Source organism: Sinorhizobium kostiense, from assembly GCF_017874595.1.
In the GTDB taxonomy this organism is placed as follows: domain Bacteria; phylum Pseudomonadota; class Alphaproteobacteria; order Rhizobiales; family Rhizobiaceae; genus Sinorhizobium; species Sinorhizobium kostiense.
This window is the reverse complement of sequence record NZ_JAGILA010000005.1, coordinates 204,199-220,942: the sequence shown is the minus strand read 5'-3', so window position 1 is coordinate 220,942 and position 16,744 is coordinate 204,199. Positions and strand designations below refer to the sequence as shown.

The following is a 16,744-nucleotide window of genomic DNA, read 5'->3' as shown; positions in this document are numbered from 1 at the left end:
TGGACGCATTCTGCCCCTCACCCTGAGCCTCTCCCCGCGCGCGGGGAGAGGGGACTGAGACGCTGCGGCAGGCGGATGAGGGGCGCCGAAGCAGCGAACCTTTCAATGCGGTGATCACGGCCTGACCGGGATCGCTCAATTCCGCATCAGCGGCTGCTAATCACCGCCTTCGGCTTATCGAGGCGGAAATCGTCGACGCGGCCGGGTGGGGCTGCTACCACCTCGCCCTTTTCGACAAGCAGGTCCCTTGCGCTTTTGCCATTGCCTTTGGGCGGCTCTCTGGCGCCGAGGAGCGCGGTTGCGCCGTCGAGCGCCGGATCGGTGAGGCTGATCGGCGGCGTCCTTACGATGTCTTCGTTGGCAAGCGGAGCAGTGACGACGAGATCCTTCAGGCCGTCGGCACCGGGCATGTCGCTGTCGCTCGAGGCCGCCTCGCCGAGCAGCTTGCGGATATCCTTTTCGACGTAGAAGGCGAGCTTGCGCTTGCCGGCCTTTGTCAGATTGATGCCGTCCGAGCCGCGCAATCGGGCCTGTTGGCCATTAATGTCCGAACCGGTCAGCACGAACTTGCCTTGCTCGTCGACGAACCCGTCCCAGATGTCGATGAACTGTCCGCCGGCCTTTTCCACTTCCTCCCGATAGATGCCGTTGAATGTTACCATGTCGGCCGTCATCGCGGACGATTGGAAGGGCGGCATGCCGACCCAGAAGACCGGTAAATTGTCCTTTCTTGCGAGGGCCGCGAGCGTGCTGACGCGCCTGCGATATTCCTCTGTCCAGCGATCGGTCCGGAACTTTTCCTTGCTGTCGCCGATGCGCATCGTCTGGCGGTCATTGGCGCCGATGCTTATGACGATCGCCGCAGGATTGAGTTCGCCAATGTAATCGGGCAGGGTCTTCGGCCAGTCGAAATAGTCGTCGCGGACGAGGCCAGAGGAGCCACTGGCGCGGGTCTCGATCATGATGCCGGGTGTCTGCTCGAAAGCGACCTTCAGGCCGTCACCGAGGCTGTCGGCAACAAAGTCGCCAACGACCAGGACCTTCTTTGCATCCGGCGACTTCTCGACAACCGGCGCCGGCGGCGGCGTCTCGACGACGCGCGGCTTGGCGCGTGGGCGCCTTTGCTGGACGCCCGCGGGCTGTGGACGGCGTTTCTGTATCCGTCGTGGCCTTGGTGCCTCGGGATATAAGTATCGATCGTCGTAATAGATCGGTCGCTGACCGATGCCAAAAAGCCGCTGCAGCAGGTTACGTCGCGGAACGGGCTCCTGTGCCGCGACAATGGTGGTAAAGAGGCCGGCGACAAGCATCGCTGCAGCGCCTGTGAGGATCGGCGCAAAACGAAGCAGGCGCAAGAACTTGCCCTTTCCGCCGTGTCTGATCGTGAACATGCTTCTCACCGTCGGATGGCAGGTACCTCACCATACGCCGAATCGCGGCGATTTGGGACCACTCGATCGCAAAGCGCCGGGAACTTGCGCTTTGCGGTCACTTGCGCAATGCGCGCAGGACGTGAGGCGTCGGCTCTCCGTCAGGCGTCAGGCCGTTCTGTGCCTGAAATGCCTGGATCGCCGCCTTCGATCCCGATCCAAAATTGCCATCGACCTCGCCGCTGTAATAGCCAAGCTCCTTCAAGCGGTTTTGCAGTTCGAACTTCTCGCTGATGTCGAGGGAACCGTCCGGGCGTGGCCAGCGCTGCTGCATGCCGGCATAGCCGGCAATCTGGTCGGCGAGCAGCCCGACGCCGAGCGCATAGGAGTCCGACGCATTGTAGCGCTTGATGACAAAGAAATTCCTGGTCATCAGGAAACCCGGCCCACGACCGCCGCCTGGCAGCTTCAACTCGGCCCGCACGCCCGGGTTGAGGAAGCCTTTGCCGTTCGGGCGGACGAAACCGAGTGCCGCCCACTGGCCGAGCGTCTTCGTCTGGCCCGAAAACTTCGCAGCATTGGCCGGCGGGACCACTTCGTAGCCCCAGGTCTCGCCGGACCGCCAGCCGTTCTTCTTCAGGAGATTGGCGGCCGTTGCCAGCGCGTCTGGGACCGAGTTCCAGATGTCGCGATGTCCGTTGCCGTCCGCATCTACGGCGTAGAGCAGGTAACTCGTCGGAATGAACTGCGTATGACCCATGGCTCCAGCCCAAGAGCCGGTGAGCTCGCGTGGCGTCACATCGCCGCTCTGCAGGATCTTCAGCGCTGCAATAAGTTGCGTCCTGGCGAATTTCGCCCGTTTCGAGTCGGCATAGGCAAGTGTGGCGAGCGCGCGGGGAACATAGTGCAGCCGGTCATCCTTCTGGAGAATGGCACCGTAATTCGATTCCATCGACCAGATCGCCAGCAGCACGGTCTTGTCGACGCCAAAATGGCGTTCGATCGCATCGAGCGTGCGCCCATGTTTCACCGCCATCTCCTGCCCGATGCGGCGGGTATACGGATTGACTCGCGAGTCGATGTAGTCCCAAATCTTATGCTTGAATTCGGGTTGGTATTGGGCCTTCTCGATCACCGTCGGGTCGGGCGTCTTCACACCGGCAAAGGCCTTGCGGTAGGTTGCCTGGGTGATGCCATGCTTGGCCGCCGTCGCGTAGAAATCATTGATCCAGTTCTGGAAACCTGCATCTGCCCGCGCGGGCGAGGCACCGAGCGCGGCGGCAACCACGAGAGCGGCGGCAATATGTCGGAAGAACGTCCTGCGGTTTCTGATCATCTGCTGTCGGTTCCGTTTCTCGGCGGAGTGTTCAGCCGGCGTTCATGCCGGACCGACTACTCCGGATTTGGCGAATGTCGCCCGCAGCAATCCGCTGAAGGGGGCAGCATGCGGGGTCTTTTTGGGCCGAACGGCAGAGCCGTGTCGGACAGTGGAGAAGTCTACAGAAACGAAGTCAACAAAGTCTTTACCATGAAAATACCCAGGCGTCCTCCTTCGTAGACGATGGCAAACGGCGACCAAATCCAATTCAAATTTGCCTGTTCAGGCGAGACCAAAGAACCCACTGCAGGAGCTGTCCATGACCGAAAAGCGCAAAGTCCGCAAAGCCGTATTCCCCGTCGCGGGGCTGGGGACGCGTTTCCTTCCCGCCACCAAGGCTGTACCGAAGGAGATGCTGACGGTCGTGGACAAGCCGGTCATCCAGTATGTCGTCGACGAGGCGCTGGAGGCGGGCATCGAACATCTGATCTTCGTGACGGGCCGCAGCAAGGCGGTGATAGAGGACTATTTCGACATCCAGGTCGAACTGGACCAGACTTTGCGCGAGCGAAACAAGAAGGCGGAAATCGATCTTCTCGAAGCCATGCTGCCGAAAGCCGGTACAACCAGCTTCACCCGCCAGCAGGCGCCACTCGGCCTCGGACATGCGGTCTGGTGCGCGCGCGATCTCGTCGGCAACGAGCCCTTCGCGCTGCTGCTCCCCGACATGATCATGAAGGGCGAGAAGGGCTGCCTCAAGGGCATGGTCGAGCTATACGAGGAAAGCAACGGCAATGTCGTCGCCGTCGAGGAATGCGAGCCGGACCAGGCGCACAGATACGGCATCGTCGGCGTCGGCGAGCGGGTCGGCAACGGTTTCGGGATTACCAGAATGGTCGAAAAGCCCGCACCGGGCACGGCACCGTCGAACTTCTTCATCAACGGCCGCTATATCCTGCAGCCGGAAATCTTCCCGATCCTCGAACGCCAGGAGCGCGGCGCCGGCAACGAGATTCAGTTGACCGACGGCATGGTGAAGCTTTCTGAAACGCAGCCCTTCTCTGCCTATCACTTCCGCGGCGAGACCTTCGACTGCGGCGCCAAAGACGGCTTCATTCTTGCCAACGTCGCCTTTGCACTCGAGCGCGCCGACATTCGTCCCGTCGTGGAGGGGCCGCTCAAGGCGTTGCTCGAGCGGCTCAGGTGACCAGTCGCACGAAGCCGGCCACGTCTATGCCCGGTAGTTAGCGCCTCAGCGTGAGACCCAGCCCTACGCGGGCCGTCTCGCTCGACGGGCCGCTGTCCCTGTTGGTCCGCTCGTAGCTGACGTCTCCTGTAAGCGCGAGATAGCGGCTCATGTCATAGGTCAATCCGGCGCCGGTGCGCCAGGTCGTTTCGTCGGAGGCGGCAGCGCCCGCTGGAAAATTGCGAAGTGTCACGCTGTTCGAGAGTCTGGCGACGAGGTCTGACCTCAACCGATGCGTGACCACATTCGTCAGCTCGTAGTCGATCGATCCCGCCTCGCCGGCCGCAGTGGATGGATCGAGATAAGTCAGGAAACCAAGCAGGACATCAGTGCCGCGCTGAGGCGACCAATTGATGCGCCCGTCGACGGATAGGCCGCGAAGATCGCCAAGCCGCTCGTCGTCAAAACGGTATGTCTCGTACCCGACGGCCAGTTCGCCATTGAGTTTCTCGCCGAAATCGACCTCGAAACCGCCTCGACCGGCATAGCTCTGATAGGAGCGCTCGAAACCCGCCATGTCGCGCCGCCGGTCGTAAACCGATTTGCCGACGGAAGCCTCGAGGAAGGGAATGAGCGCAGGCGAAAGCTCATAGCCGAGCTGCGCGGTGAGCGTCGCCAGATTGCGGTCGCGGTCCTCCATCGAAAGCGTCGTGCCGTCGTCGAGCCTGACGTCGCCATAGGTATGCCGTTCGAAATCGATGCCGAGAGAGCCACGGATGATACCGAAGTCGCGCTCCGCTGCGGCGCCGACCCGATAGCTGTTGACACCTGACTGCGTCTCGGCACTCGCGATTGCGTTGGGGTCGTTGGTGTCCTCGCGCTCGAAGCTGTAACCGGCGCGCAGCCTTGCAATCGTTTCGTCGCTGAGGTCGAGGCGGAGTTCTGCTTCGAGGTCGGCGCGCGGCTCCTCCTCGCCTTCGCCCGAGACGTTGTGTTGCAGCACGCCTTCGCCAGTCACGCTCAATTGGTGACGTGACCAATCCGACGTGAGCGTTCCCTTGAGCCCGGTCTCGAGGAAGCTCCGGCTTTGGCTGGAGCCGCCGGTCTTCTGCCGTTCGTGGTTGATGGCTTCGCTGAGCGCCGGCTTCAGCACGAAAGTGCCGATGCGTATCCCCGTCGCCTCGTCGCCATAGGGATCAGGCCGTGCGCGCAACCCGTCGATCGTTTCCTCGCGACGGTTGAGGCGGTTGAAGTCCTCGTCGAGTGCGGGCGTGAGATCGGCACCGGAGACGGCGCCGGTCGTCTGTGGGTCGGTAATCGCCGGCGAGAGACGTCCGGTCTCATTCGCGGCGGGAGGCGCAAGAGCCGTCTCGCCGAGACTCTGCGCGGCAGCCGGCATGGCCGCAAGAACGGCAGCGCTCACCAATAGCCATTCCGGCATTTTCGCACGCAAAGCGCCCCCTGATCTCGAGCGTAAGGTATGGGGCGCCATCGATCGTCTGTCCGCGTCGCTGATTGCAATCCTTTCGCAATCGTAAAGGCACGTGGTTAAGCAATCGTTTCTTAAGAGAAAATCCGAAGACGGAGGCGCGCGGATGTCAGGCGCGCTCGACCGTCAGATGCCTTCCGCTGCTGGCTACGATGCGCACGCGCGTGCCCACGGGAAGATCCGGTCCCTGGACCGCCCAGGTCGTGTCGTCGAGACGCACGCGCCCATGGCCCTCCGCGATCGGCTGCTCGAGCACCGCGGTGCGGCCGACGAGACTTTCGGCACGCTTGTTGAGCAGAGGTTCGTCGCTCTCCTCCGAAGTGACGAAGAAGCGGCGTCCGATCAAGACCATGGTCAGCGAAAGAAGGGCGAAGACGATCAGTTGCACCTGCCACACCCACAGGGCGGCATCCCAAAGTAGCAGGGACAGAATGCCGGTCGCGAGCGCGGCAAGGCCTATCCACACCAGGAATACGCCCGGCACGACCACTTCTGCCGCTAAGAGCACGAGACCCAGGACCCACCAGCTCCAGGGGCCGAGTTCGAGGACGAGGCGGGCGATCATTGGTCTAACCTCAGGGCGTATCGGGGCCGGAAGCCGGACCGGTGCGTGGCGTGGACACACGTGGGCGCGAGGCGGCAGGCGGCTGCCCATCGGCGAACACCTCGCGGGCGATCGCGCCGATGCCGCCGAGCGTGCCGATCAGCGAGGCGGCCTCCATCGGCATCAGCACGATCTTCTGATTGTTCGCGGTGCCGATCGAAGCCAGCGCCTCGGTGTATTTCTGCGCGACGAAGTAATTGATCGCCTGAACGTCGCCAGCGGCAATCGCTTCGGAGACCATCCGCGTCGCCTTCGCTTCGGCCTCGGCCAATCGCTCGCGCGCCTCCGCCTCGCGATAGGCGGCTTCGCGCTGGCCCTCGGCCTGGAGGATCGCCGACTGCTTGGCGCCTTCCGCACGCAGGATCTGCGCATTCCTGGCGCCCTCCGCCTCCAGCACCTGTGCACGTTTCTCGCGCTCAGCCTTCATCTGCCGGGCCATGGCCTCGACCAGATCCGTCGGTGGCGCGATATCTTTGATTTCGACGCGCGTGATCTTGATGCCCCAAGGATTGGCGGCCTCGTCGACGACCCGAAGCAGGCGGTCATTAATCGTGTCGCGATTGGAAAGCAGTTCGTCAAGGTCCATCGAGCCCATGACCGAGCGGATATTCGTCATGGTCAGGTTGAGCAGGGCATTTTCGAGATTGGCCACCTGGTAGGCGGCCTGTGCGGCGTTCAGCACCTGGTAGAAGGCGACCGCATCGGCCGAAACGCTGGCATTGTCCTTGGTGATGACCTCCTGGGTCGGTACGTCCAGTACCTGCTCCATCACATTCATTTTCGCGCCGATCCGATCGAAGACAGGGATGATGATGTTTAATCCCGGCTCGATGGTCCTGATGTAGCGGCCGAAACGCTCGATGGTGTAGCGATAGCCTTGGGGCACGGTCTTGATCCCGGTGAGGAGGACGAGGACCACGAAGACCACGAAAGCGATGACCGCGATATCCATCCCACCCAATGCGATTCTCCGATTTTCAACTATAGCGTTTGGCGTGCCGCTGGAAATAACACGTGGCGATTCGCCGGGATATTTCAAGCCGCGGAAGGGGATTGCGAGACGTTTGGGCGAGAAAAGCTGTGCGTAATTCAGCGCGGCCTTAAGAAAGCTCAAACCAGTTTTCGCGCACGAGTGGCTTTCTCAAGAGCAGAACGCGGATGCTGCGCGTTCAATGGGATCTAGGGGCAGTCTGTCGGCAACCTTGCTTTCGTGAGTTTGCCGGGTTCAATGGGCGCATCTTTCGATCTGGTTTGCTCGCCTAGACCCAGCCCTGAAGTTCACGGCGTACGACATGATCGAGCACGGCCATCCCTTCGGCGCTATCGTTCAGGCAAGGGATATGGGCGAACTTCTCTCCGCCGTTGTGGAAGAAGCTTTCAGCCGCCTGGCCGGCAATTTCCTCCAATGTCTCCAGGCAATCGGAGACAAAGCCGGGGTTAAGCACCGCAATGCGCCTGACGCCGTTCTTAGCGAGTTTCTCGACCGTCTCATCCGTATAGGGCTGCAGCCATTCCTCCGGGCCGAAGCGGGACTGGAACGTGACCTTAAGCTTCTCTTCCGGCCAGCCGAGTCTTTCCCTGAGCAGGCGCGCCGTCTTCTGGCACTGGCAGTAATAGGGATCTCCGAGGTCGAAATAGCTTTTCGGAATGCCGTGGAAAGATGCAAGCACGACCTCCGGCTTCCAATCGAGCCCAGCCAGATGGCGCTCGATCGAGGTGGCGAGCGCATCGATATAGACCGGGTCGTCGTGATAGGGCGCAACGGTGCGCAGCGCCGGCTGCCAGCGCATCTTCTGGAGCGCCTCGAAAGCCTTGTCGTTGACCGTCGCCGTCGTTGCCGCCGCATATTGCGGATAGAGCGGGAAGACGAGGATGCGCTCGCAGCCCTGCTTCTGCAGCACCTCCAGCCGCGAGGCGATTGACGGCTGGCCATAGCGCATAGCCCAATCGACGATCACTTGCGGCTTGTCGGCGAAGCTTTCGGCCATCAGCGCCGCCTGGTTGCGGGTATAGGTGCGCAGCCAGCTTTCGTTTTTCTCCTTGTTCCAGATCAATTCATAGGCCTTGCCAACCTTTTGCGGGCGCGTGTTGAGCACGATGCCGTAGAGGATCGGGTACCAAAAGATGCGCGACCACTCGATGACACGCCTGTCGCTCAGAAACTCCTTGAGATAGCGGCGCATCGAGGCGAAGTCGGTGCCATCCGGCGTGCCGAGATTGACCAGTAGCACCCCTATCTTCCCGAAGTTCACGGGCGGATGAGCGGTGGTCGGTTCGGCGGTTGCGTCGGTCATCGTATTCCTCATGGGCGCTAATATGTTGAACGGCCCCTCTAGTTTCAAATCCTTCTAAAAAGAAAAGCCGGCGCGGGGAAGCCGCACCGGCGCCAAAACTTGAGGCAAATCGTCTTAGTTAGTCGGAATCTCAAGCTCGCGCCCGATTTCGAGCCTGCGCGGTGCCGGGTCGCCATTCGCGGCCGATATCCTCTTCCACTCCGCACCACTGCCGTAGAAGGACTCGGCAAGATCCCACAGCGTGTCGCCGCTGGCGACGACGTGCTTCTGCGGGCCGCCGGCGGGTGCCGTCGCATCGGGCGTTGCCATGGGGGGTGCGGGTGTGACGGCGGCGCCTTCGGCCGGCTCAGCCTTCTTCGCCGGTTCGCCCGTCGGCACGGCTGTCGCAGCGGCGATTTCCGTGATCCGACCGTCCGTGTACGGCTTGAACGGCTGATGCGTGGCGAGGTAATCGGCAAGCACCGTTTCCAGTCCCGGCCCATAGTCATAGGCGTTTTCACCCTTGCTCTCGAAAACGGAATAACCGTCTCCGCCGGAGCGCATGAAGTTATTGGTGACCAGCGAATAGGTCTTCTGCGGATCAAGGGCAGTGAAGTCCTCGCCCTCTTTCACTTCGACCGAAACCACCCGGTTTCCGGCCGGCTTGCCAGGATCGAACGTAAACTTGAGTCCCGCGACCTGGGGGAAGCGGCCGGCCCCTTCCTCGATTTGGCTAAGGCCGTTCTCCAGCGCCTCACGGATATCCGCGCCCTTCAACTGAAAGGTGGAAAGCGTGTTCTGGAAGGGGAGAACCGTGATCACCTCGCCCATCGTCACGTCGCCGGCGTCGATCGATGCCCTGAGGCCGCCGCCATTGGTGATGGCGATAGTGACCCCCTGGTCCTTGACACGGTCAAGCATGGCGTCGGCCACCAGGCTGCCCATCTCGCATTCCTTGGCGCGGCAATTCTCTCGCGACCCGTCGATCGGAGCCTCGGTCGTGGCGATGACCTTCGAGCGCAACTCTTCGATCGGTTTGGCAAGCTCCCTGACGCGGGCGACAACGGCTTCATCCGGCTTGACGGACGAGTCGATGAGGATCGGATCGCCTTTGGCGCTCTTCACGACGCCATTGTCGTCGAAGGTGACGACAAGATCGCCGAGGTATTTCGTGTACGCGCCCGCCTGCACGACCGGCACCTTGTAGCCGCCGGGATTGTCGACCATGGTCGGGTACAGCCCCTCCGCCTTCTCATCCGTGTTGGAAAGCAGACTGTGGGAATGGCCGCCGACCACGACATCGACATCCGGGATCTTGGCGATCGCCGCCAGATCGCGCGGATAGCCGACATGTGTCAGCGCAATAATCTTGTCTACGCCCTGCTTTTTCACCTCGGCCACGGCGCTGGTGATCGTCGCCACGTCTTCGCCGATCAGGATGTCCGGACCCGGAGAGGAAAGCTCGGCCGTATCGTTGGCGACAGCACCGACGATGCCGATCTTCTCGCCGCCGACATCGAGTACGATCGAGGGCTTGATCCGGTCGCCGATCTTCGATTTGCTGCTCGGCAGCACGTTGGCGGTCACGACTGGGAAGGTCACCTTGTCGAGGAAGCTTGCGAGCCCGTCCTCGCTCTCGTCGAACTCGTGATTGCCGACGGTCATCGCGTCGAATTTCATCAGGTTCAGGAACTCCGCCTCGGCCGCACCCTTGTAAGTCGTGAAGAAGAGCGATCCCTGGAAGTTGTCGCCGGCATTGAGCAAGAGCATGTTCTTGCCGGCGAGCTCCCGGCGCCTCTGTTCGATCAGGGCCTTCATGCGGGCGACGCCGCCGAAGCACTCGTTCTTTTCCTCTTCCTCGGCCGAGCAGGTTGAATCGAACTTGTTGATCGACTCGATGCGTGAATGGAGATCGTTGATGTGCAGAATGTTCAACTCGTAGTCGGCGAAGGCGGCGCCCGATGAAAGGGCGAGAAGGGATGCGGTGATGAGCCCGATCCGCACATGTCTGATCATGGTGTTCTCCTGTTTACCAGTCTTCTCGCCGAGCCGTTGCTACGCATCTCGTATAGCTTCGGCCGTTTGCCACGCCGGATGTTTTCACCAGTCATGGAAGACTGCAAGCGTTAAACGTGTCACGCTCCGTGCTGCTTCGAAGTAGAGTTAAGCGGCCAAGAAAAAGACAAAGCCCCCGGGTCGGAGGCTTTGGCGGCTGGCTGGTGGGGTTTGTTCGTTCAACCTTGACGCGCGAGTGAGAACTGGGCGCCGGAGTCCGTCGTGCAGTTCAACTGAGTGCTGGTCACCAGCGCGCAGTTGACCTTGGATTGGGTATTGCGCACCAGCGAGGTCATGTTGATCTCGACCAAGGTCGGGCTGACATTCACGTAGCTGCCGGAGGCGAGGAGCTGGTTCGTATCGGTGGTTCGCGTCGAAAACGTGCCGCCGGCGAAGGTGGAAACGATGCCGTTGGGGTCGACCCATGCGCCCTCCACGCCGGCCGGCCGGCTCGCCTGCGGTACCTGACGGACTTCTCGCGAAGTCGAATGGCACGATGCCAGCGCCGCGGCAGCGGCAAGGAGTGCAAGGGTGGCAAATGGCTTCATTGGCGTTTCTCCCGCGTCACGATTGGAGCGGATGCGAACGCAATACCGCTTCACACTTGTCCGCTCTAGCGCAAAAATCCTCAATCCGGAACCGGCTAAGAGTAAAATCAGGCAGAAATTCAAGGCGCTGCAGCGACGTTTTTGCACATGGGCAAGATGAGGAGCGCCGCCGCAGTGATGCGCAGACCATGCCGCGATCAGGAGTTGAAAGCAAGTGCGGGCGGAAATCCACCCGCACTGCCGCTTGGAAGCATGCGCCAATCCGCCTACAGCGCCGCGCGTCTTTTCAAACGCGCAAAGGCCGCTGTAACTCTTTGAATTTGCCCATCGAGCTTTCCGAAAATCGGGTAGATTTTCGGGCCGATGCGCTAGAGGCGCGGGGCGTCCTGACGCACAAAGCTCGCTCAGCATTTTGAGTTGCCGCGTGTCGGGCTCCAAGCAGGCATGCGGCAGGGTTTTCGCGGACGTCGTCAGCGAACGAGGATGTTCCTGAATTGCCAGGGATCCGCGGTGTCGATGTCCTCGGGGAAGAGGCCGGGGCGCCCGTCGAGCGGCGTCCAATCGGTATAGTGGCCTTCGACCGGACCGAGATACGGGAGTTGCACTTCAAGGCAGCGCTTGTAGTCCATCTCGTCGGCTTCGACGATGCCCGCAGCCGGGTTCTCCAGCGCCCAGACCATGCCGGCGAGCACGGCGCTCGTCACCTGCAGGCCCGTCGCATTCTGATATGGGGCGATGCGGCGGGTTTCGTCGAGCGACAGGCGCGAGCCGTACCAGTAGGCGTTCTTGGCGTGGCCGTAGAGCAGCACCCCGAGTTCGTCGATGCCGTCGACCAGTTCGTGTTCGTCCAGAACGTGCAGTTCCGGCTGCGCCTTGCCGCCATTTCCGAACATCTCATGCAGCGAGAGCACGGCGTCGTTCGCCGGATGATAGGCGTAGTGGCAGGTTGGTCGGTAGACGACGTCACCATTCTTGTCGCGGACGGTGAAGAAGTCGGCGATCGAAATCGATTCATTATGGGTGACGAGGAAGCCGTATTGCGGCCCGGGGGTCGGGCACCAGGTGCGAACGCGGGTGTTGGCGCCGGGTTGTTCGAGATAGATCGCCGCCTTGCAGCCCTTCTTGTGCCTTCTTGCGTTTTTCGGCATCCACTCCTCGTGCGTGCCCCAGCCGAGTTCGGCCGGTTGCAATCCCTCGGAGATGAAGCCTTCGACGGACCAGGTGTTCCAAAAGACGTTCAGCGGCTTTGGGTTCTTCGCCCGCTGGGTGTCGCGTTCGGCGATGTGGATGCCCTTGACGCCGACCTTCTTCATCAGCTTCGCCCAGCCTTCGCGGTCGTCCTGATGCGGCTCTTCGTATTTGATGCCGATATCTTCGGCGAGGTTCAGGAGGGCCTTCTTGACGAACCAGGAAACCATTCCGGGGTTGGCGCCGCAGGTCGAAATCGCTGTGGTGCCGCCGGGGTTCTTTTCCTTCTCACGGCGGACGGTCTCGCGCAGCGCATAATTGGTGCGGTCGGCATTGTCCATTTCGGCGTCGAAGTAGAAGCCGAGCCAGGGCTCGACCACCGTGTCGATATAAAGGACATCGAGCTTGCGGCAGAGCCTCATGAGGTCGAGCGATGAGGTGTCGACCGAGAGATTGACGCAGAAGCCCTGGCCGCCCCCTTCGGTGAGCAGCGGTTTCAGGATTTCTTTGTAATTCTCCTTGGTCACGTATTCGCGGACGTGGCGCACGCCATGCCGTGCGAAGATCTCCGCATCCTTCGCGTCTTCGCGGGGCTCCACCACGATCAGTCGGTTCTTGTCGTATTTGAAGTGGCGCTCGATCAGCGGCAAGGTGCCGTGACCGATCGAACCGAAGCCGATCATGACGATGGGACCGGTGATCTCGCCATAGACCGGGTAGGTGGTGTCTGACATTTTTGCGTGTCTCCTGGAAAAGCGGCTGAGGTGATGCTTGACCCGCAGAGATGCGAGCCGGGGTTAATCGGCCCTAGAGCACAGTTTCGTGTCACAATAAAGGGCCGGCGGGTCAACCGCGATCTCGGATCTTGCCGAACCGGCGATCGAGGCAAGCGCTGCGACGAGGGCATCGCGCTTGCTGACAAGGCCCTTGTAGGCCGCCTGAGGCAGCGTCAATTCATGGAGTTGGGCAATGAAGGATTGGGCCAGGGCGGGCGCATCCGATCGCCTTCTCAGTGCGGCAAGCGGATCGGAATAGATGCGGATGGTGAAGACGATTGCCCCCGTCTGCGGCAATTTGCGGAGCGTCTGCCTTTCGACGCGGATGAATGTCCGGTCCTCGGTGAGGGCGACGGCCCCGGTGCCTATACCTTCGGATTTCGACTTCGGCAGGTGCAGCGCGCCGTCGACATTGACCGCCCAGTTGAAGCGCTCGACGAAACGATCGGGTGACAGCCTGTCGAACATGCGGGTGATCAGTTCCGCGTTGCGCGTGCCCGCTTCGAAACCGGGAACAGGCGCATGGATTTCGTCCATTGAGCGGCCGAACTTCTCGGCAAGCGACCAGGAGGAGGGGAAGGCGACGTAGGCGGCGGTCAGACGCCATGCCCCTTCCTTCAATTCCAGGATGGCGAGGTCGTCCTGGATCAGCGAGCCGGCGGCGAGGATCGGTGCGTCACCGTCGAGCGCCACCTGGCGTCCGGCGATGACCATTCTGTTGCCCTCGCGCCGGTAGATGTGCGGGTAGCGGCGTACCAGATATTCGGTCAGATGCCAGAGCATTTCCTGCTGGGCAGCTTCGGTTCCGGGCTCCGCTGCAAAGACACTGTCCCGACGCGACGAGAGCAGCAGCTCCTTTTCCGACAAATAGAAGTCCAGTGCCTCGTCCGGCTCGATCCATCGGTCGGGATCGAGCTGGGTGAGCCCGATCGTGAAGGGCTTGGAGGAGCCGTCGAAGGGCGTATGGTTCATGAGCCTCAACTTTTCCTGCGCGTTTCGCCTTCGAAGGGAGTGCATGGTTTTTGCCCGCCATCCAGCGATAACTTCCGAAAATCGATCAAACGATTTTTACTCGATCCGACCCAAATCATCCTAATCATATGCGCTTGCTACGGGCAGTTCGTGCTATAGCTTAAAGGGAGCCGCCCGCTTCGCGCTCTGATTGGTGTTGTTCAAGCTGGAGCAGAACGACCGTGACCGGTGAACATGTCAAGGCCCTTATGGGTTTGCAGGCCAGAACGTCGGTGCTGATCTCGCTGTACGATCAGCACGGCCGCTTGCGATTTGCCAATGCGGCATTTCGTTCCGCCTATCATGTCGGCGTGGACGAAGCGCCGACCTGGGCGGAGATTACCCGCCGCAATCATGCGGCCCTCAGGGGGGAGGTGATCGAAACCAGCGACATAGAAGGCTGGATCATCTCTCATCTCGAGCGCCGCGGCAGCGCACCGTCATGCCAGGTGGAGACGGAACTGCACGACGGACGCGTGCTTTTCGCTACGGAGACGGTGGACGAAAATGGCTGGCTGCTCTCCATTGCGGTTGACGTCACTGCGATAAACGAGGAGGAGCGCAAGCACCGGCGGGATCGCGATTTCGCGCTGCGCGACTCGAATGTGGACGAACTGACAAGCGTGCCCAATCGGCGCCACACACTCGGCAAGCTCGCCGAGTTCATTCAGGATTGCGCCGAAAATCCGCAGATGTGGGGTTGCGTCGCCATTCTCGACATCGATTATTTCAAGGCCATCAATGACCGCCACGGCCCCCACCGCGCCGACGAGGTGCTGCTCGATTTCGCCCGGCAGATGCAGGGATTCGTGCGCCGAACCGACTGCTTCGGGCGAATCGGCGGCGAGGAGTTCATGCTGATCCTGCCCGATACCACTGTCAGTGAGGCAAATCTCATTCTCGATCGGCTCCTCGACAAGGTGCGTAACGCGCGGCCGCTCGCGAAAATTCCGGAATTCTATTACACCTGCTCGGCCGGGGTTGCCGAATATCGCGAGGGCGACAAGGTCAGCGATATCTATGCGCGTGCCAGCCGCGCGCTTCATCTCGCCAAGCGCGAGGGGCGCGATCGGGTGCGACGCTACACGCTGCCGGGCTCAGACCAGGAGTTCCGCCCGGATCAGACCTCGTAGCGAGTTGCCGACATAGAGGCTGCTGCCCGCCTTGAGAAGATCGGCCGGCGAGAGCCGTGCGACGCGGGCGCGCCGCGCACAGATGAGCTCATTGCGAAGAACGCCGGCAAGCAGGCCGCATGCGGTCGGCGGCGTCCTGAGCGTGCCGCTGCCGTCGTCGAGGAAGACCGAGCTGATGGTGCCCTCGCAGACCTCGCCCTTCTCGTTGAGCAGGATGACTTCGTCGGCCTCGGCAGGGGAGAACTCGCTGCGTGCGGCCTCGTAGACACCGCGTCGCGTCGTCTTCATCCGCAGCAGGCGATCGCCCGAATAGAGGTGTGTGGAGGCGATCCGCACGCGCCAAAGCGCATCGTCTGGTAGCGGTGTGAAGGGGGCGTTCGTCACCGCAATGGCGCCATCGCGATCAAGGGTGAGGCGGACGCGCAGCGGCCCGTCGGCCCCGGACACGGCCTCTTTGAGGCGCGCCTCGGCGGCTTCCGCACCCGCGAAACCCAAGCGCCCGGCCGAGCGCGACAAACGTGCAAGATGCAGGCGCAGCCGGAGAAACCCTGATTCCGGTTCGTAGCGCAAGGTCTCGATGAGCGAGAAATCCGTCATCGCGCTATCTCGGCACCGCCGACGGCGAAGCGGGCCTTCAGCAGGCATTCGTCATATTCGTCCTCGGCTTTGGAATCGAAGACGATGCCGCCGCCGACATTGAAGATCGCCCGGCCGTCTGAAAAGAGCGAGATGGTGCGGATCGCCACGTTGAAGCGCATGACGCCGTTTGGGGCGATGAGGCCGATCGCGCCGCAATAGGCATCGCGCGGGCCGCTTTCCAGCTCGTGCAGGATCTCCATCGCCCGCATTTTCGGCGCGCCGGTAACCGAACCGCAGGGGAAGAGAGCCGCGAAGATGTCGCCGATGCGGATATCGGGCAAAAGCTTCGCCCTGACGTGACTCACCATCTGGTGGACCGTCGGGTAGGTCTCGATCTCGAAGAGCTTCGGGACGTCGAGCGAGCCGACCTCGGTGATCCGCGAGATGTCGTTGCGCAGGAGGTCGACGATCATCCGGTTTTCGGCCTGGGTCTTCTCGTCGTCGCGCATCGCCCGGACAATTGCCGCATCCTCCTCGGCGTTCGCCCCGCGCGGCGCTGTTCCCTTCATCGGATGCGTCTCGATCCAGCCGTCCGCATCGACGCGGAAGAAAAGTTCCGGCGAGCGCGACAGGAGGACCGGCCCGTCGAGCGCCACCAGCGCGCCGTACTTCACCGGCTGGCGCTCGATCAGCGACCAGAAGGCGGCGAGCGGGTCGCCGGACCAGCGCGCGAAAATCGGCATCGTCAGGTTCGCCTGATAGCAGTCGCCCTGGCGCAGGTGCTGGTGGAGCCGCTCGAACCGTTGCCGATAGGCGGGGAAATCCCAGCCGGCGCGCGGTTCGGCGAGGAACGGCTCGTTCTCGATTCGCCGCTGCGGCACGGCGAGCGGGTGATCTTCCGCCGGTGCATCGAAAACGCCGAAGGACATGAGCGGCGTCTCGCGATTCTCCTCGGCAAACGGCGCGAGCTTCTGTTCGAAAAGGTGCCCCGCTTCATAGGCCATGTAGCCCGCCAGCCATTTGCCGGCGCGATGCGCGGTTTCGAGTTCGGCAAGGCCACGCCGGAACTCCGACCGCGTGCGCGCCGTGATCACGCGCAACGGTTCGGCGAAAACCGTCGTCCGGTTCTCGCTGTCGTCCCGGAAGAGGATGAATGGCGCGTGTTCGATCATCTGTCGTCGCTGTCAGTCGTCCCGAAGCTCCGCAGCGCGGGC

The 16,744-nt window shown here is 61.9% G+C and carries 14 protein-coding genes; 2 read left to right on the top strand and 12 right to left on the bottom strand.

Annotated features, from left to right (window positions below):
- Positions 1-146: 146 nt before the first annotated feature.
- A complete protein-coding gene (locus J2Z31_RS18945) occupies positions 147-1,391 on the bottom strand; it encodes an SGNH/GDSL hydrolase family protein (protein WP_209603392.1) in 1,245 nt (414 codons plus the stop codon).
- Between the two features lie 97 nt (positions 1,392-1,488).
- Positions 1,489-2,706, bottom strand: coding sequence for a lytic murein transglycosylase (locus J2Z31_RS18940; RefSeq protein ID WP_209603389.1), 1,218 nt, complete (start codon positions 2,704-2,706; stop codon positions 1,489-1,491).
- Between the two features lie 301 nt (positions 2,707-3,007).
- Between J2Z31_RS18940 and galU the strand changes: the two genes are divergently transcribed.
- Entirely contained in the window at positions 3,008-3,895 is an 888-nt protein-coding gene (galU, locus tag J2Z31_RS18935) for a UTP--glucose-1-phosphate uridylyltransferase GalU (RefSeq protein WP_209603388.1), read from the top strand.
- Between the two features lie 37 nt (positions 3,896-3,932).
- On the opposite strand, the gene J2Z31_RS18930 is transcribed toward galU, so the two are convergent.
- The 8 genes from J2Z31_RS18930 to J2Z31_RS18895 form a co-directional block, all read right to left on the bottom strand.
- The gene (locus J2Z31_RS18930; protein WP_209603386.1) at positions 3,933-5,366 is read right to left on the bottom strand and encodes an outer membrane beta-barrel protein; all 1,434 of its coding nucleotides are present in this window, start codon (positions 5,364-5,366) and stop codon (positions 3,933-3,935) included.
- Positions 5,367-5,472: 106 nt separating this feature from the next.
- Complete coding sequence (locus J2Z31_RS18925) at positions 5,473-5,928, bottom strand: NfeD family protein (protein ID WP_209603378.1); 456 nt, start codon at positions 5,926-5,928, stop codon at positions 5,473-5,475.
- 10 nt (positions 5,929-5,938) lie between these two features.
- Complete coding sequence (locus J2Z31_RS18920) at positions 5,939-6,928, bottom strand: SPFH domain-containing protein (RefSeq protein ID WP_209603376.1); 990 nt, start codon at positions 6,926-6,928, stop codon at positions 5,939-5,941.
- Positions 6,929-7,226: 298 nt separating this feature from the next.
- Positions 7,227-8,261: a ferrochelatase gene (gene hemH / locus J2Z31_RS18915; protein WP_209603374.1), complete on the bottom strand. Its 1,035-nt coding sequence runs from the start codon at positions 8,259-8,261 to the stop codon at positions 7,227-7,229.
- A gap of 114 nt (positions 8,262-8,375) precedes the next feature.
- A complete protein-coding gene (locus J2Z31_RS18910) occupies positions 8,376-10,256 on the bottom strand; it encodes a 5'-nucleotidase C-terminal domain-containing protein (protein ID WP_209603372.1) in 1,881 nt (626 codons plus the stop codon).
- 218 nt (positions 10,257-10,474) lie between these two features.
- Positions 10,475-10,843: an outer membrane lipoprotein Omp10 gene (omp10, locus tag J2Z31_RS18905; RefSeq protein ID WP_209603370.1), complete on the bottom strand. Its 369-nt coding sequence runs from the start codon at positions 10,841-10,843 to the stop codon at positions 10,475-10,477.
- 470 nt (positions 10,844-11,313) lie between these two features.
- Positions 11,314-12,765, bottom strand: coding sequence for a homospermidine synthase (locus tag J2Z31_RS18900; RefSeq protein ID WP_209603368.1), 1,452 nt, complete (start codon positions 12,763-12,765; stop codon positions 11,314-11,316).
- Positions 12,766-12,828: 63 nt separating this feature from the next.
- A complete protein-coding gene (locus J2Z31_RS18895; RefSeq protein ID WP_234939523.1) occupies positions 12,829-13,779 on the bottom strand; it encodes a heme-dependent oxidative N-demethylase family protein in 951 nt (316 codons plus the stop codon).
- A gap of 221 nt (positions 13,780-14,000) precedes the next feature.
- Between J2Z31_RS18895 and J2Z31_RS18890 the strand changes: the two genes are divergently transcribed.
- Positions 14,001-14,951, top strand: coding sequence for a GGDEF domain-containing protein (locus tag J2Z31_RS18890; protein ID WP_209603364.1), 951 nt, complete (start codon positions 14,001-14,003; stop codon positions 14,949-14,951).
- Here the strand turns inward: J2Z31_RS18890 and J2Z31_RS18885 are convergent.
- Together J2Z31_RS18885 and J2Z31_RS18880 are read right to left on the bottom strand one after the other, a co-directional pair.
- The gene (locus tag J2Z31_RS18885) at positions 14,916-15,548 is read right to left on the bottom strand and encodes an aminotransferase class IV family protein (protein WP_209603355.1); all 633 of its coding nucleotides are present in this window, start codon (positions 15,546-15,548) and stop codon (positions 14,916-14,918) included. The two genes, J2Z31_RS18890 and J2Z31_RS18885, sit on opposite strands and share 36 nt — an antisense overlap.
- The gene (locus J2Z31_RS18880; protein ID WP_209603353.1) at positions 15,545-16,702 is read right to left on the bottom strand and encodes an aminodeoxychorismate synthase component I; all 1,158 of its coding nucleotides are present in this window, start codon (positions 16,700-16,702) and stop codon (positions 15,545-15,547) included. Before J2Z31_RS18880 ends, J2Z31_RS18885 begins: the two co-directional genes overlap by 4 nt.
- Positions 16,703-16,744 lie beyond the last annotated feature (42 nt).

Excerpts from the sequence above, each read along its gene's own strand:
- J2Z31_RS18880 (WP_209603353.1), bottom strand. The coding sequence starts at position 16,702 with ATGATCGAACACGCGCCATTCATCCTCTTCCGGGACGACAGCGAGAAC.
- galU (WP_209603388.1), top strand. The coding sequence starts at position 3,008 with ATGACCGAAAAGCGCAAAGTCCGCAAAGCCGTATTCCCCGTCGCGGGG.
- omp10 (WP_209603370.1), bottom strand. The coding sequence starts at position 10,843 with ATGAAGCCATTTGCCACCCTTGCACTCCTTGCCGCTGCCGCGGCGCTG.
- hemH (WP_209603374.1), bottom strand. The coding sequence starts at position 8,261 with ATGACCGACGCAACCGCCGAACCGACCACCGCTCATCCGCCCGTGAAC.
- J2Z31_RS18895 (WP_234939523.1), bottom strand. The coding sequence starts at position 13,779 with ATGAACCATACGCCCTTCGACGGCTCCTCCAAGCCCTTCACGATCGGG.
- J2Z31_RS18900 (WP_209603368.1), bottom strand. The coding sequence starts at position 12,765 with ATGTCAGACACCACCTACCCGGTCTATGGCGAGATCACCGGTCCCATC.
- J2Z31_RS18945 (WP_209603392.1), bottom strand. The coding sequence starts at position 1,391 with ATGTTCACGATCAGACACGGCGGAAAGGGCAAGTTCTTGCGCCTGCTT.
- J2Z31_RS18925 (WP_209603378.1), bottom strand. The coding sequence starts at position 5,928 with ATGATCGCCCGCCTCGTCCTCGAACTCGGCCCCTGGAGCTGGTGGGTC.
- J2Z31_RS18885 (WP_209603355.1), bottom strand. The coding sequence starts at position 15,548 with ATGACGGATTTCTCGCTCATCGAGACCTTGCGCTACGAACCGGAATCA.
- J2Z31_RS18910 (WP_209603372.1), bottom strand. The coding sequence starts at position 10,256 with ATGATCAGACATGTGCGGATCGGGCTCATCACCGCATCCCTTCTCGCC.
- J2Z31_RS18940 (WP_209603389.1), bottom strand. The coding sequence starts at position 2,706 with ATGATCAGAAACCGCAGGACGTTCTTCCGACATATTGCCGCCGCTCTC.
- J2Z31_RS18930 (WP_209603386.1), bottom strand. The coding sequence starts at position 5,366 with ATGGCGCCCCATACCTTACGCTCGAGATCAGGGGGCGCTTTGCGTGCG.